The 15,141-nt window shown below is 70.0% G+C and carries 15 protein-coding genes, 1 tRNA gene and 1 riboswitch; of the genes, 8 read left to right on the plus strand and 8 right to left on the minus strand.

The annotated features are described in order from the left end of the window. Positions 1–152: 152 nt before the first annotated feature. From QFW96_RS23700 to QFW96_RS23710, 3 genes are all read right to left on the minus strand, one after another. Positions 153–224 (minus strand) — tRNA-Val (locus QFW96_RS23700). A gap of 100 nt (positions 225–324) precedes the next feature. Further along, positions 325–789, minus strand: a complete 465-nt coding sequence (locus tag QFW96_RS23705; protein ID WP_281457926.1) for a peroxiredoxin — start codon at positions 787–789, stop codon at positions 325–327. Between the two features lie 124 nt (positions 790–913). Beyond that, positions 914–1,348 carry a DUF3052 domain-containing protein gene (locus QFW96_RS23710; RefSeq protein WP_093420851.1) on the minus strand — a complete coding sequence of 145 codons (435 nt, stop codon included), beginning with the start codon at positions 1,346–1,348 and terminating at the stop codon, positions 914–916. Positions 1,349–1,647: 299 nt separating this feature from the next. Between QFW96_RS23710 and aceE the strand changes: the two genes are divergently transcribed. Both aceE and QFW96_RS23720 read left to right on the plus strand, forming a co-directional pair. After that, on the plus strand, positions 1,648–4,422 hold the full coding sequence (aceE, locus tag QFW96_RS23715; RefSeq protein WP_281457927.1) for a pyruvate dehydrogenase (acetyl-transferring), homodimeric type: 2,775 nt from the start codon (positions 1,648–1,650) through the stop codon (positions 4,420–4,422). Positions 4,423–4,664: 242 nt separating this feature from the next. Further along, positions 4,665–5,720 carry an isocitrate/isopropylmalate dehydrogenase family protein gene (locus tag QFW96_RS23720; RefSeq protein ID WP_281457928.1) on the plus strand — a complete coding sequence of 352 codons (1,056 nt, stop codon included), beginning with the start codon at positions 4,665–4,667 and terminating at the stop codon, positions 5,718–5,720. A gap of 99 nt (positions 5,721–5,819) precedes the next feature. Here QFW96_RS23720 and QFW96_RS23725 read toward each other — a convergent pair whose 3' ends face one another. Continuing rightward, positions 5,820–6,464, minus strand: a complete 645-nt coding sequence (locus tag QFW96_RS23725; RefSeq protein WP_281457929.1) for a nicotinamide mononucleotide transporter family protein — start codon at positions 6,462–6,464, stop codon at positions 5,820–5,822. 98 nt (positions 6,465–6,562) lie between these two features. Continuing rightward, positions 6,563–6,691: riboswitch (FMN riboswitch) on the minus strand. 162 nt (positions 6,692–6,853) lie between these two features. Between QFW96_RS23725 and QFW96_RS23730 the strand changes: the two genes are divergently transcribed. Further along, positions 6,854–7,081, plus strand: coding sequence for a DUF3263 domain-containing protein (locus QFW96_RS23730; protein WP_281457930.1), 228 nt, complete (start codon positions 6,854–6,856; stop codon positions 7,079–7,081). Positions 7,082–7,128: 47 nt separating this feature from the next. Here QFW96_RS23730 and QFW96_RS23735 read toward each other — a convergent pair whose 3' ends face one another. Both QFW96_RS23735 and QFW96_RS23740 read right to left on the minus strand, forming a co-directional pair. Then, the gene (locus QFW96_RS23735; RefSeq protein WP_281457931.1) at positions 7,129–8,004 is read right to left on the minus strand and encodes a peptidoglycan recognition protein family protein; all 876 of its coding nucleotides are present in this window, start codon (positions 8,002–8,004) and stop codon (positions 7,129–7,131) included. Positions 8,005–8,129: 125 nt separating this feature from the next. Continuing rightward, entirely contained in the window at positions 8,130–8,867 is a 738-nt protein-coding gene (locus QFW96_RS23740) for a mechanosensitive ion channel family protein (RefSeq protein ID WP_281457932.1), read from the minus strand. 239 nt (positions 8,868–9,106) lie between these two features. On the opposite strand from QFW96_RS23740, the gene QFW96_RS23745 reads away from it, so the two are divergent. The 5 genes from QFW96_RS23745 (at position 9,107) to QFW96_RS23765 (ending at position 13,943) form a co-directional block, all read left to right on the plus strand. Beyond that, entirely contained in the window at positions 9,107–10,321 is a 1,215-nt protein-coding gene (locus QFW96_RS23745; protein WP_281457933.1) for a PucR family transcriptional regulator, read from the plus strand. Between the two features lie 169 nt (positions 10,322–10,490). Further along, positions 10,491–11,411: an ACP S-malonyltransferase gene (locus tag QFW96_RS23750; protein WP_281457934.1), complete on the plus strand. Its 921-nt coding sequence runs from the start codon at positions 10,491–10,493 to the stop codon at positions 11,409–11,411. Continuing rightward, positions 11,408–12,388, plus strand: a complete 981-nt coding sequence (locus QFW96_RS23755) for a beta-ketoacyl-ACP synthase III (RefSeq protein WP_281457935.1) — start codon at positions 11,408–11,410, stop codon at positions 12,386–12,388. The genes QFW96_RS23750 and QFW96_RS23755 overlap by 4 nt, the downstream gene beginning before the upstream one ends. 74 nt (positions 12,389–12,462) lie before the next feature. After that, positions 12,463–12,702: an acyl carrier protein gene (locus QFW96_RS23760; RefSeq protein ID WP_281457936.1), complete on the plus strand. Its 240-nt coding sequence runs from the start codon at positions 12,463–12,465 to the stop codon at positions 12,700–12,702. After that, on the plus strand, positions 12,699–13,943 hold the full coding sequence (locus tag QFW96_RS23765; RefSeq protein ID WP_281457937.1) for a beta-ketoacyl-[acyl-carrier-protein] synthase family protein: 1,245 nt from the start codon (positions 12,699–12,701) through the stop codon (positions 13,941–13,943). Before QFW96_RS23760 ends, QFW96_RS23765 begins: the two co-directional genes overlap by 4 nt. 64 nt (positions 13,944–14,007) lie before the next feature. Here the strand turns inward: QFW96_RS23765 and QFW96_RS23770 are convergent, their stop codons facing one another. Together QFW96_RS23770 and QFW96_RS23775 are read right to left on the minus strand one after the other, a co-directional pair. Beyond that, the gene (locus QFW96_RS23770; protein WP_281457938.1) at positions 14,008–14,574 is read right to left on the minus strand and encodes a hypothetical protein; all 567 of its coding nucleotides are present in this window, start codon (positions 14,572–14,574) and stop codon (positions 14,008–14,010) included. A gap of 49 nt (positions 14,575–14,623) precedes the next feature. Next, on the minus strand, positions 14,624–15,139 hold the full coding sequence (locus QFW96_RS23775; RefSeq protein WP_281457939.1) for a DUF3145 domain-containing protein: 516 nt from the start codon (positions 15,137–15,139) through the stop codon (positions 14,624–14,626). Between the last annotated feature and the right edge of the window lie 2 nt (positions 15,140–15,141).

The raw sequence follows: 15,141 nt of genomic DNA on the forward strand, positions 1-15,141 counted from the left end.
GGCGAGAATTCGCCGAGCCACCACGTGCGCTCTTGGAATGACAGATGACCAGCAGTCACCACTAAGAACTCTCGGAATCGAACCGGAGTCGCACATTCCGACGCCGGGAGAGAAACGCGGTCGGTGTTCCGGTTGAGCTGGAATCTCAGGAGTGGGCGCAGTTGGGTTCGAACCAACGACCCCTTGCTTGTAAGGCAAGTGCTCTTCCGCTGAGCTATGCGCCCCTGGGGTGATCGATCGGCGCTTGCCGGGCGAACACCCCGGTAAGGATACCGGGGTGTTGTGCCCGTGTTCGGGCCGGTCGACCACCTGTTCCGGGAGGACTCAGGCGGTGAGTTCCGCCAGGGCCTTCTTCCAGACGTTCTGGTCGCGGGCCTCGCCGGGCTGGTTGACCTCGGCGAAGCGGACCTTGCCCTCGGTGTCGATGAGGAAGGTACCGCGGTTGGCCATGCCGGCGGCGTCGTTGAACACGCCGTAGGCCTTGGCGGTCTCACCGTGCGGCCAGAAGTCCGACAGCAGCGGGAAGGTGTAGCCCTGCTGCTCGGCCCACGCCTTGAGCGAGAACGGGGTGTCCACCGAGACGCCGATGACCTGAACCTGGTCGTTCTCGAAGTCGCTCAGGTCATCGCGGACCTGGCAGAGCTCGCCCTGGCAGACGCCGCTGAACGCGAACGGGTAGAACACCAGCAGGACGTTCTTCTTGCCCCGGAAATCGGCCAGCGAGACCTTTTCCTTGTTGTAGTCGGGCAGCGTGAAGTCCGGCGCCTGCGCACCGACCTCAACAGTCATGAGAGCACCCTCCAGTTCGACATGACCTTGTCCCGGCCGAACCTACACGGCGCGAGGGAAGTGGGGCCACGAACGTGGGCACCGATGGCGACATCGGTGCCCACGGTTCCAAGCACGAATCGACTCAGCGACGGGCCTTGGCCCGGCGGTACGCCAGCCGGGTGCCCATCCAGCCTTCGCTGACGCTGGCGTTCGCGGTCTGCGCCAGGTTCGCCGTTGAGGCGGCCTCGGCGATGTCGGCCGGTTCGACGTATCCGTCGCGGCCGGTCTTGGGGGTCATCACCCAGATGACCCCGTCATCGGACAGGGGCGTCATCACATCGAGAAGCGTGTCCGTGAGGTCGCCATCGTCTTCGCGCCACCACAGCAACACGACATCGACCACTTCGTCGGCATCTTCATCGAGGAGATCGCTCCCGCAACGCTCCTCGATCGAGGCCCGGACGTCGTCATCGACGTCCTCGTCCCAGCCGATTTCCTGGACAACCATCTCCGGCTCGATGTCGAGCCTCTCGGCGACGTCGGCTTCGCCTTTACCGGCGTCTCCCGCGGCGACCACGGTTTGCTCACTCCTCCAATGCACCGGTGCGGTGACCCCTGGCCCCGCACGTCTTCCAAACCTGGCCGATAGCGAACACTGCGGACCGCCACCGGCGCAACTGCTAGGCGCACGACACGCCGTAGCAACGCGTTGATGTCCGACTCTAGACCGGCTTCGCCCGCACCAACAGCCTGCGGTGCGTCGTCGTCGATTTCGGATGCGCCCATCGGGCCCGCACATGGGGGAACATGGGGGTGTCGGATGTCACGTCCGGCGCCACACCCTGCCACGAATCCCGACGTAGTCGAGGAGTTCCCTTGTCCGCGCTCAACAACGACGCCACTCACGACGCCGTCCCCGCCCAGCGGGTCCGGGTCATCCGGGACGGCCTGGCCTCCCACCTGCCCGACATCGACCCGCAGGAGACCGACGAGTGGCTGCAGTCCTTCGATTCGGTGCTGTCGGCCAACGGGCAGCAGCGCGCCCGCTACCTGATGCTGCGGCTGCTGCAGCGCGCCCGCGAGAGCGGCGTCGGAGTCCCCTCGCTGACCAGCACGGACTACGTCAACACCATCCCCACCGAGCAGGAGCCGTGGTTCCCCGGCGACGAGGAGACCGAACGCCGATACCGGGCGTGGATGCGCTGGAACGCGGCCATGATGGTGCACCGCGCGCAGCGGCCGGGCATCGGCGTCGGCGGGCACATCTCCTCGTTCGCGTCGTCGGCGAGCCTCTACGAGGTGGGTTTCAACTGGTTCTTCCGCGGCAAGGACCACCCCGGCGGCGGTGACCACCTCTACATCCAGGGCCACGCCTCCCCCGGCATCTACGCGCGGGCCTTCCTGGAGGGCAGGCTCGGCGAGCACCAGCTCGACGGGTTCCGCCAGGAGCACTCGCACGCCGGAGCCGGCGGCGGACTGCCGTCCTACCCGCACCCCCGGCTGATGCCGGACTTCTGGGAGTTCCCGACGGTGTCGATGGGCCTGGGCCCGATGAACGCGATCTTCCAGGCCCGGTTCAACCGCTACCTGCACGACCGGGGCATCTCCGACACCTCGCAGCAGCGGGTGTGGGCGTTCCTAGGCGACGGCGAGATGAACGAACCCGAGTCGCGCGGCCTGCTGCACGTGGCCGCCAACGAAGGTCTGGACAACCTGACGTTCGTGGTCAACTGCAACCTGCAGCAGCTCGACGGACCGGTCCGCGGCAACGGCAAGATCGTCCAGGAGCTGGAGGCGTTCTTCCGCGGCGCGGGCTGGAACGTGATCAAGGTCGTGTGGGGTCGCGAGTGGGACAACCTGCTGCACGCCGACCGCGACGGGGCCCTGGTCAACCTGATGAACACCACCCCCGACGGCGACTACCAGACCTACAAGGCCAACGACGGCGCGTTCGTGCGCGAGCACTTCTTCGGCCGCGACCCGCGCACCAAGGAGATGGTCAAGCACCTCAGCGACGCCGAGATCTGGGGCCTGCGCCGGGGCGGGCACGACTACCGGAAGGTCTACGCGGCCTACAAGGCGGCCACCGAGCACCACGGGCAGCCGACGGTCATCCTCGCCAAGACGATCAAGGGCTACGGCCTCGGCCCGCACTTCGAGGGCCGCAACGCCACCCACCAGATGAAGAAGCTGACGCTCGACGACCTGAAGCTGTTCCGCGACAGCCTCCGGATCCCGATCTCCGACGAGCAGCTCGACCCCTACGAGCCGCCCTACTACCACCCCGGGCAGGACTCGCCGGAGATCCAGTACCTGCAGGAACGCCGTCGTCAGCTCGGCGGGTACCTGCCGGAGCGCCGCGCCAGGCCCAAGCCGCTGGTGCTGCCCGGCGACAAGGTCTACGAGGTGATCCGCAAGGGCTCCGGCAAGCAGGAGGTCGCCACCACGATGGCGTTCGTCCGGCTGCTCAAGGACCTCGCCAAGGACAGCGAGATCGGCGGCCGGATCGTGCCGATCATCCCGGACGAGGCGCGGACCTTCGGCATGGACTCGATGTTCCCGTCGCAGAAGATCTACAACCCGCACGGCCAGCTCTACACGCCGGTGGACTACCAGCTGATGCTGGCCTACCGGGAGAGCGAGTCCGGGCAGATCATGCACGAGGGCATCAACGAGGCCGGCTCCACCGCGTCGTTCACCGCCGCGGGCACCAGCTACGCCACGCACGGCGAGCCGATGATCCCGGTCTACATCTTCTACTCGATGTTCGGCTTCCAGCGCACCGGCGACGGGTTCTGGGCGGCCGCCGATCAGATGGCGCGCGGGTTCGTGCTGGGCGCCACCGCGGGGCGCACAACGCTGACCGGTGAGGGCCTGCAGCACGCCGACGGGCATTCGCAGCTCATCGCGGCCACGAACCCGGCGGTGGTGGCCTACGACCCGGCGTGGGCGTTCGAGGTGGCGCACATCGTCAAGGACGGGCTGCGGCGGATGTTCGGCGAGAACGCCGAGAACGTCTTCTACTACCTGACCGTCTACAACGAGCCCTACCAGCAGCCGGCCGAGCCCGAAGGGCTCGACGTGGACGGGCTGCTGCGCGGGCTCTACCGGTACCAGGCCGCGCCCGCCGGGTCCGGTCCGCGCGCCCAGCTGATGGGCTCGGGCGTCCTGCTGCCGGAGGTGATCAAGGCCGCTCGGCTGCTCGGCGAGGACTGGGGCGTGCGGGCCGACGTGTGGTCGGCGACGTCGTGGGCGCAGCTGCGCCGCGACGCCGAGCAGGCCGACCGGCACAACCTGCTCAACCCCGGTGCCGAACCGCAGGTTCCCTACGTGACCCGCGCGTTGTCGCAGGCCGAGGGCCCGGTCGTGGCGGTCAGCGACTGGATGCGGGCCGTCCCGGACCTGATCCGGCCGTGGGTGCCGGGCGAGATGGTCAGCCTCGGCGCGGACGGCTTCGGCTTCTCCGACACCCGCCCCGCGGCGCGACGGGTGTTCCTCGTCGACGCCGAGTCGACGGTGGTCGCGACGCTGGCGGCCCTGGCCCGCAGCGGCCGGATCGACCAGGCCACGGTCGTCGAGGCCGCCCGCAAGTACCGCATCGACGACGTCCAGGCAGCAGGCCCGCAGACCTCCGACCCCGGGGTCTCCTGACCCGAACGATCACCCGAAGGTCCCGGTCACCCCGTCCCCGCGGCGGAGGTCACCGGGGCCTTCGTCGTCCCGCGGGCACCTGGGGTTTCGGATTTCAATGGAAGTCGGAGGGCCGATTTCCATTGAAATCGTGAACCACGTGGTCCGGGTGCGGTTCGGTGGTGTGCGGGGGACGTGCCCCGGGCTGTGAAACCGGTTTCGGGGTGGAGTTCGCGGGACGTCGGGTGTGGTGGGGTGGGGGTGTGCGTATCGCGTGTGTCGACGGGGACGGGATCGGGCCCGAGCTGATGGCCAGCGCTCGGGAGGTGCTGGCGGCTGCTGCGGCCCTGGACGAGCTGGACGTCGAGTTCGGGTTCGAGGCCGGTGGCGCCCGGACCTACCTGGAAACCGGGGAGCCGCTGGTGGCCGGGGCTTTGGAGCGGTTCCGGGGTGAGTACGACGCCGTGTTGAAGGGGCCCGTCGGGTTGCCCGAGGTGCGCAAGCCCGATGGGACCGAGGCCGGGGTGCTCGGCGGGGTGCTGCGCAACGGGCTCGACACCTACGCCAACGTGCGACCGGTGCGGCTGCTGCCCGGGATCCGCGCGGACGTCGACCGGATCGACTACGTGATCGTGCGGGAGAACACCGAGGGCCTCTACCTCTCGCGCGGCAGCGGGGTGCGCAACGAGCGGGCCGCCAGCGACCAGCTACTCATGACCCGCGTCGGCGTCGAGCGGATCGTGCGGTTCGCCTTCGAGACCGCGCGGGCGCGTTCCGGCGCGCCGAAGGACGGCGTGAGCCGGGTGACCTGCGTGGACAAGAGCAACGTGCTGCGCAGCTTCGCGTTCTTCCGGGACATCTTCGACGAGATCGCCGCCGACCACCCCGACGTCGAGGCCGACCACCGCTACACCGACGCCGCCGCGCACGACCTGGTCGCCGACCCCGGCCACTTCGACGTGCTGGTCACCGAGAACTTCGTCGGCGACATGCTCAGCGACCTCGGCGCGGCGACCGCGGGCGGACTCGGAACGTGCCCGTCGGGCAACATCGGCGACGACGCCGCCTACTTCGAACCCGTGCACGGCAGCGCCCCGTCGATCGCCGGGCAGGACAAGGCCAACCCGACGTCGCAGCTGCTCACCGCCGCGATGCTGCTCGACCACGTGGGCGCCACCGGCACCGCCCGCCGCATCACCGCCGCAGTCGAGTCCGCCTACGCCGACGGCGCCGTCCGCCTCAACCCCGATGGCACCCCCACCTGCGGCACCCGAGGAGTGACCGAAGCAGTCCTCACCCGTCTTCGACGTGGGTTTTGACCGCAGAACGCACGTAGCCCCGGCGGCGTCGCACCCGAGCGGGTGGAGAGGCTACCGGGGCCTGCACCAGCACCACAGCAACGAGGACGCCTGACCTGATCACCCGCCTGCGACGGTGGTGAGGGTGCGTTGAGCTCGGGCTGCGCGGGTCCAGGTCCACCAGCCGTGGACGACCAGGGCGGCGAAGACGATGTAGATGGCGGCGCTGAAGTACAGGCCGGAGGCGAGCTGCAGCGGGACGCCGACGGCGTCGACCGCCAGCCAGACCAGCCAGAACTCCACCAGACCGCGGCCCTGCGCCCAGAACGCGACGCCCGTGCCGATGAAGATCCACGCGTCCGGCCACGGCGCCCACGAGGCGTCCAAGGCGCTCAGCAGCAGCGCGAACGCCGAGGTGCCCGCCGCCAGGACCGCGACCAGGACCAGTCGCTCGACACCGGTGGCCTTGCGGATCGCGACGCCGTAAACCGGGTCGGTGCGGCGGTTCCACGCCCACCAGCCGTAGACCGAGATCAGCAGGATCACCACCTGCCGGACCGCGAGACCGCCGAGATGAGCCGAGGCGTAGACGGCGAACAGCAGCACGGTCGCGGCCACCTGCACCGGCCACGTCGCCACCCAGCGCCGCTGCGCCAGGAACACCACCGCGAGCGCGCACAGCTGGCCGACGAGTTCGGCCCAGGAGATCTTCTGGCCCAGCACGGTGATCCCGTTGCCGAGCAGCCATTCCGCCACCGCTTGCACGCCCGCTCCTCCCGCCGGGTGCGCCGGGGTGTGCGCGGGCGACCGCGAGAGCCGCGGAAAACGGCTCGACCAGCCCGGATTCGCGCGTCGCGGTGGCCCGTGCGCGCCTCTCATCCGGACTATGACCGTCGGTCCCGGAATTCCACCGGATCGGCCGGCACCCGCGGAGGTGCCGGTTCGCGGACTTTCACCGCCGGTTCGGAGTTCCACCGACCCCGGAGCGCACGAGTTCGTACTGCACTGCGCAACATCCTGCTCCGGTGGATCTGTTCCGCGGGCCCCACGTGGGTCGGATCACAACACGCCGACACCACCGATGGCCGATCGAACACGCGTACCCCGATCGCCTAGACTTGATCGTCCGAAGCTGAACGAGGGGGGAACGCCGGATGAACGACACCGACCGCGCCATCCTCGCCTTCGAACTGGAGCACTGGCAGTACCAGGGCAACAAGGAACGCGTGATCCAGGAGCGCTTCGGGTTCTCCCCGAACCGCTACTACCAGCGCCTGAACCGGCTGCTCGACGAGCCCGAGGCGTTAGCCCAGCAACCGGCTCTGGTGAAGCGACTGCTCAACCGCCGCGACGAGCGCGCCCAGAAGCGCCGCGCGGTCTAGAACCGCTTCGGACTCACCTCGCTCGGCGGTGCGGGTAGCACCAGCCCCTAAGCCCCGGGCGCCGGCTGGCGCTGCTGCTGGATGCGGACGAGTTCGGCCAGCAGCGGCGCGGCCTGATCGGCGGGCATCGCCTCGAACGCCGCCTTGATCGCCTCCGGCCCCTGCAACCCGTTCTGCGGTGCGGACGGTGCCGCCTGCGGGTTCTGGTTGTCGGCGGCCATGTCGTTGACCAGGTCGACGAGCATCGCGACGATCGTGCGCGGGCCGACCGCGGTCTGCCATCCCTGGATCTGCCCCTCCGGTCCGCGCGGGCCGAGCAGCTCGTGCTCCAGGCGCCGCAGCATCGCGTCCTGTTCCGGGGTCATCTCGTCCTCCTGGTCCTTGGTCACGAGGTCGGCGCGGAAGCGGTCCATGTCGACGTGGCCCGGGTCGATCTTGCCGGTGACGCTGGTCTCCTTGTGCCCGCGCGCGGCTTCCAGCGGTCGGCCGAGATGGCGCAGCACCGCGACGGTCGCGGTCAGCGCCGCGCCGTGCTGCTCGGGGCTCGGCCCCTGCTCGACGCCCTGGTAGTCCCACTCGAAACCGACGTAGAGGGTGTTGCCGTCACCGGCCGGGTTCGGGCCGGAGGCCTTGGCCTTGCCCGCGTGGTTGGCGCGGCCCGCGGCGATCACGTGCACCACCCCGTCGAAGCCGATCACCGCGTGGCACAGCGGTCCGGCGAGGTCCTCGCGGCCGTCGATGCACATCTGCACCGTGGGCGCCGGGTTCTCGTACGAGGCGTAGGTCGCGGTGTGGTGTTCGAGCACTCCGATCGCTGCGGGCTGCTGCCCCGAGGCGGTGCGTTCCTTCCAGCCGGGCGTCTCCACGACGGCCAGTCCGGCCGCGCGCAGGACGTCGGCGAGCCACACGAGCGGTAGCGCCACCGGTGATCACCCCCAAGCAGATCCCGAGATCCCATGATGTCCGGTTCCGGGGCGGCCCGGAACGGCCAGGAGAATGAAAAATCGGGACCCACCCGATGGGTGAGCCCCGATCTTCCGGACTTGCGTCAGAGGGTGCCGCTGTGCCCCTGCTGCCCCTGACCGGTGCCGGCCTGCTGTCCCTGACCGGCCTGCTGGCCGCCCTGCGCGGAGAACTGCGACTCGGCGTTGGCCAGCCAGCGACCCCAGCGCTGCTGCATCGGCTGGATGAGGCCGCCGCCGACGCCGACGATGATCACGCCCGCGGCGGAGGCCAGCACGGCGATGAGCACCGGGGTGGTCACGGTGACCGCGATCCCGATCTGGTTGAGCGCGGAGATGATGCCCAGCGCCAGGATGAATCCGAATGCGATCTTGCCCAGCAGCGGGCCGACCGGGCGGTTGCCCAGCGAGCTGCGGATCAGGTCGCCCACGGCGCGGCCGATGGCGGCGGCGACCAGCACCAGGACCACGGCGACGACGATGCGCGGCAGGAAGAGCACGACCTGGTCGATGAGGTCCTTGACCGCGTTCGGGCCGAACGCGCTCAACGCCAGCTGCAGGAAGATCAGCAGGATGAAGTAGTAGACCAGCTTGACCAGAATTTCGCCGACGTCGATTCCGGAACCGGACGTCATATCACCGAGTCCGGCCTTGGCGATCAGCTTGTTGAATCCCAGCTTCTTGAACGCCATCTGCACGGCCTTGGAGACCGCCTTGGCGATCAGCCATCCGACCAGCAGAAGGATCAGGAAGACGACCAGCTTCGGGACGAAGGTGGCCACGGCCGACCAAGCGGCGGCCAATCCTTGTTGGAGAGCTCCCATATTTCTTGCTCCTCGAAAAACCAGAATCCGGGGCGAATTCGCGTCGGGGGAATGGTTCTCGATCACTCATCGGGCGGCAACTCCGACAGGCTTCACGTTTGGGCGTATTGAGTCGTCAATTCGAGTGAATGCTTCAATTCTCCGATAACGCTGCGAATACGAATGCGCCGTGCGTGAGCCGTCTCGCTTCCCCGCGCGCCCCACGACCGCGCTGATCTCGGGCGTGCGATTCTGTCCGCATGAGTACCGAAGACGCTGGTGAGCGGGACACCGGTACGCAAGATCAAGTGTGCGCCGCGACGCTGCGGCGACTGGAGCGGGCCTCGGGCGGGCTCGCCGGGGCCAGCATCACCGCGATGGAGCAGCGACTCCCCTGGTTCCAACGGCTGCCCGCCGACCAGCGAGCGAGCGTGCAGCTGGTGACCCAGACCGGGGTCTCCAACTTCGTCGCCTGGATGCAGGACTCCAGCCAGTCCATCCGGCTGACCGCCGAGGCGTTCCGCAACGCGCCCCGCGACCTGTCCCGCTGGGTCAGCCTGCGGCAGACGCTGGAGCTGGTCCGCGTCGCCATCGACGTCTTCGAGCAGCAGCTCCCCGAGCTGGCCGAGAAGGAGCACGAGCGGTTCGTGCTGCTGGAGGCGATCCTGCGCTACACCCGCGAGATCGCCTTCGCGGCCGCCACCTCCTACGCCGCCGCGGCCGAGTCCCGCGGCGCGTGGGACGCCCGGCTGGAGGCGCTCGTCGTCGACGGCATCGTGCGCGGCGACGCCGAGGAGTCGCTGCTCTCGCGCGCCGCCGCGCTGGGCTGGGACCCCGCCTCGGAGGCCACCGTGCTGGTCGGCAACGCGCCCTCCGACGACCCGCCGACCGTCGTCTACCAGGTGCGCAGCAAGGCCGCCCGGATCGGCTGCCCGGTGCTGCTGGGCGTGCAGGGCTCGCGGCTGGTCGTCGTCTTCGGCGGCGCCGGCGACGAGCGCCACAACGACGAGATCGCCCTCGGCCTGACCGATGCCTTCGGCGAGGGCCCGGTGGTGGCCGGGCCGAGCATGCCGAGCCTGGCCGACGCGCACCGCTCCGCCGCCGACGCGATGTCGGCCCTGCGCTCGGTGGTGGCCTGGCCGACCGCGCCGCGCCCGGTGCCCTCCGCGGACCTGCTGCCGGAACGCGCGCTGGCCGGTGATCCGGAGGCCGAGCGGCAGCTGGTCGAGCGCATCGTGCTGCCGCTGGTCGACGCGGGCGGCGCGCTGATGGAGACCGTCGACACCTACCTGGAGGTCGGCGGCGTGCTGGAGAACTGCGCCCGCCAGCTCTACGTGCACCCCAACACCGTCCGCTACCGCCTCCGGCGCGTCGCCGAGCTGACCGGGCGCACGCCCTCCAACGCCCGCGACGCGCACGTGCTCCGGGTCGGGCTCGCCGTGGGCAGGCTGGCCAAGGCGCGCGGCCTGTGGTGACGGCCGTCTCTCCCCTCGCGGAGTCACCGACCGGACACGCCCGACAACAATTCCCCAGTTAAGAACCCCTGCTCAGGGCGGTGCTTGTAGACACTCCACAACATTGCGAGCCGGGTTTCGTCCCCGTCGGCATCACCCCGCCACCGCCACCAGGTGTTCAGTAGCAAGAGTGATCGCGCTTCTCGCTCCCGGACAGGGGTCCCAGGCCCCAGGGATGTTCAACCCGTGGTTGGAGCTCGACGGCGTCGAGGACCGACTCGGCCGCTGGTCGGAGCTCACCGGCCTGGACCTGATCAGACTCGGCACCACCGCGGAGGCCGACGAGATCAAGGACACCTCGGTGACCCAGCCGCTGGTCGTCGCGCTGTCGCTGATCGCGGCCGAGGAGCTGCGCCGCCGCTTCGACGTCCCCGCCGACACCCCGGTCGCCGGTCATTCGGTGGGCGAGCTCGCCGCGGCTGCCGTCGCCGGTGCGCTCTCCCCCGACGATGCCGTGGCGCTGGCCGCGGTGCGCGGCCGCGAGATGGCGGCGGCCTGCGCGCTGGAGCCCACCGGGATGGCGGCGGTGCTCGGCGGCGACGAGAAGACCGTTCTGGAGACCCTGGAGCGCCTCGGTCTCGACCCGGCCAACCGCAACGGCGCCGGTCAGATCGTCGCGGCGGGCAAGAACGGCGCGCTGGAACAGCTGGCCGCCGAGCCGCCGGAAGGCGCGCGCGTCCGCCCGCTGCCGGTCGCCGGGGCCTTCCACACCCGCTTCATGGCTCCGGCCCGGGACACCCTCGCCAAGCACGCGGAGGACGTCCAGGCCACCGACGCGGTGCTGCCGCTGCTGTCCAACGCCGACGGCGCGGTGGTCACCTCCGCCGGTGACATCCTCGATCGACTCGTCAGCCAGGTGACCAGCCCGGTGCGCTGGGACAGCTGCATGACCGCCCTGGGCGAGCGCGGCGTGGACGCCGTGGTCGAGTTCCCGCCCGCGGGTGCGCTGACCGGCATGGTGCGCCGCGCGCTCAAGGGCGTGCAGACGATCGCCCTCAAGACCCCTGCCGACCTGGACAAGGTCGCCGACCAGCTCGGGAGCGCCGCGTGAGCCTGCCCCGCATCGCATCGAAACCCGCCGTGGCGGGCACCAAGCTGCTGGGCTTCGGCAGCAGCCAGGGCAACCGGATCGTCACCAACCACGACCTGGCCAAGATCGTCGACACCAACGACGAGTGGATCCAGCAGCGGGTCGGGATCGTGCACCGCCGCCTCGGCGACGAGGACCAGACGGTGGTCAGCATGGCCGTCGAGGCGGGCGCGAAGGCCGTCGCCGACGCCGGGCTGGACCCGTCCGACGTGGACCAGGTGATCGTCGCGACCTGCACGATGCCGGGTGGCATCCCCAACGCCGCGGCCCAGGTCGCCGACCAGATCGGCATCAAGGCCAAGAGCGCCTACGACCTCAACGCCGCCTGCGCCGGGTTCGTCTACGCGACCGCGCAGGCCTCCGACGCGGTGCGCGCGGGGTCGGCGCGCAACGTGCTGGTCATCGGCTCCGAGCGGTTCCAGGAGTGGCTGGACTGGGAGGACCGCGCCAACTGCATCATCTTCGCCGACGGCGCGGGCGCCTGCGTGGTCGGCGCGGCCGAGGAGCCGCAGCTCGGGCCGGGCGTGCTGGGCAGCGCCGGTGACCTGGTGGACACCATCTACCTGCGCGACAACAAGTACATCTACCAGGAGGGCCAGTCGGTCTTCCGGTGGGCGACGACCCAGATCGCGCCGGTGGCCATCGAGGCCGTCGAGGCCGCGGGTCTGCAGCTCTCCGACATCGACGTCCTGGTCCCGCACCAGGCGAACCTGCGCATCGTCGAGGCCATCGGCAAGAAGCTGCAGAGCAAGGGTGCCCGCGACGACCTGGTCGTCGCGCGTGACATCGTCTACTCCGGCAACACGTCGTCGGCGTCGATCCCGCTGTCGATCGACCACATGCGGGCGGCCGGGGAGATCCCCAGCGGCGCCGTCATGCTCCTCGTGGGCTTCGGGGCCGGGCTGTCCTACGCCGCCCAGGTCGCCGTCTGCCCCTGATCACCACCAGTAAGCCACCGCCAGGCCGCAGGCCCGCCGGTAGGGACGTAAGAACCAGGAAGGGAACGAAACCAGTGTCGAACGAAGAAATCACCCAGGGTCTCGCCACCATCGTCGAGGAGGTCGCGGGCACCGACGCGGCCGACGTGACCACCGACAAGTCCTTCGTCGACGACCTGGACATCGACTCGCTGTCCATGGTGGAGATCGCCGTGCAGGCCGAGGACAAGTTCGGCGTCAAGATCCCGGACGACCAGCTGGCCAACCTCAAGACCGTCGGCGATGCGGTCGACTACATCGTCAACAACAAATGACCCGCGAAGTCGTCATCACCGGGTTGGGCGCGACGACACCGCTCGGCGGTGACGTGGCGTCCACTTGGGACGGGATCCTCAACGGTGCCAGCGGCATCCGCCGCATGGAAGCCGAATGGCTCGACACCTACGAGCTTCCCGCCAAGATCGGCGCCCCGCTGGCGGTCGACCCGAGCGAGGTGCTGCCGCGCGTGCAGCTGCGCCGGATGGACCGCTGCGAGGCCATCGCGGTCATCGCGGCTCGCGAGGCGTGGGCGGATGCCGGCTTCGAGATGCCCACGGACGAGACCGAACCGGTCGACCCGGATCGGCTCGGCGTGGCGCTGGGCACCGGCATCGGTGGCCCGCTGACCCTGCTGCAGCAGGACGACCTGCTGGAAGCCGGTGGCCTGCGCAAGGTTTCGCCGCTGACCGTGCCGATGCTGATGCCCAACGGGCCGGCGGCGATGGTCAGCCTGGAGCTGCGCGCCCGCGCCGGGGTGCACTCGCCGGCCTCGGCGTGCGCGTCCGGTGCGGAGGGCCTGGCCAAGGCCGCCGAGATGATCCGGTACGGGCACGCGGACGTGGTGGTGGCCGGTGGTGCGGAGTCCTGCATCCACCCGATCACCATCGCCGGTTTCGCCCAGGCCCGGACCCTGAGCACCCGCAACGACGAGCCGGAGCGCGCCTCCCGCCCGTTCGACGCGGACCGCGACGGGTTCGTGATGGGCGAGGGCGCCGGTGTGGTGATCCTGGAGAGCGCCGAGCACGCCAAGGCGCGCGGTGCGCGGATCTACGGCCGGCTGGCCGGGTCCGGCATCACCTCGGACGCCTACCACATCACCGGCAGCCACCCGGACGGTCTGGGGCAGGTCGCGGCCATGCGCAAGGCGCTGGCGGCCGCCGAGCTGCAGCCGTCCGACATCGGGCACGTCAACGCGCACGCCACCTCGACCGTGGTCGGTGACGTGGGCGAGGCGAACTCGGTGCGCAAGGCCATCGGGGACGGCGCGGTCGTGACCGCGCCGAAGGGTTCGCTCGGGCACCTGGTCGGCGGGGCCGGGGCGGTCGAGAGCATCGTCACGATCCTCTCGCTGCACCACGGCGTCATCCCGGCGACGCAGAACCTGGAGAACCTCGACCCCAAGGTGGAGCTGGACGTGGTGGCCGACAAGCCGCGTCACGTCGAGCAGACCGCCGCCATCAACAACGCCTTCGGCTTCGGCGGCCACAACGTGGCCCTCGCCTTCGCCAAGGCATGACACCGATCGCGGGGGCGGGCGCGTTCCCGTCCCCGCGTTTCCGGCGCTTCCCCGGTCCCCGGTCTCAGCCGCAGCGCTCGGCGATGGCGCTGTTCGGCAGCTTGCTGATGTCGAGCACGGCGTTGCCGTTCTCGTCCACGACGACCGGGTAGACGACGTTCCACGACACGCAGGTGGCCTTGACCTGCGGCGGCGCGTCCTCGAGGCTCTGCTCGCTCTTGAAGCTGAGCATGACCAGCGCGGAGCGGTCCTGGCCCGGGTCGATGCGGTGCACCTTGATCTCGTAGTCCCGGGTGGTGTCGTAGGCCTCGGTCCACTTGCTCTGCGGCAGCTCGCGCCACTTGCTGGGCGGGACCGTGGACTTCCACAGCTCGTAGTTCTTGCGGTTGATGCCGTCGAAGTAGTTGTCCAGCAGGCCCTCGATGATCCGCTGGTCCGGGAAGGCGGCGGCGTCCGGCGTGTACTCGACGCCGGAGCGCGACACCAGGCCCCGCTGGGGCGAGACGCCGTTGCTGGTGGCCCGAGGGCGTTCCCCGTAGTAGACGTTCTGGGCCAGCAGCACCCCGCCACCTCCGGCCGCGAGCAGCACGACGACGGCGAGCGGGATGCCCCATTTCAGCCAAGAACGCACGGCCACAGCTTCGCACAGCGGGATCACCCGCGTGCGCGGTTCCCCGGAATCAGCCGACGCGGTGCAGCACGGTCACCGGTGCGCCGTCGCCCGCGCGCCGGAAGGGCTCCAGGGCGTCGTCCCACGCCGCGCCGAGCAGCTGCTCGACGCGGTGCGCGAAGGCCTCCGGGCCCTTGGCATTCGCCGCGAGCGTGCGGAGTTGATCTTCGGTCACGACGATGTCACCATTGGCGCTGGTGCAGGCGCGCCAGAGGCCGAGTCCGGGCGCGTGGCAGTACCGCTGCCCGTCGACCCCGGTGCTGGGGTCCTCGGTGATCTCGAAGCGAAGCATGGGCCACGCGCGCAGCGCGGTCACCAGGCGTGCTCCGGTACCCGGCTCGCCCGTCCAGGTGCACTCCGCGCGGAGTTGACCTGGGGCTGCCGGTTGCGCCGTCCAGCGGAGTTCCGTCCGAGTGCCGAGTGCGCCGGAAATCGCCCACTCGACGTGCGGGCAGACCGCAGACGGCGACGAGTGGATGTAGACCACACCGCTGGTGAGGCCACTGTCGCTGCCACGGGTGCTCACTG

It is taken from the genome of Saccharopolyspora ipomoeae, assembly GCF_029952525.1.
Lineage (GTDB): Bacteria > Actinomycetota > Actinomycetes > Mycobacteriales > Pseudonocardiaceae > Saccharopolyspora > Saccharopolyspora ipomoeae.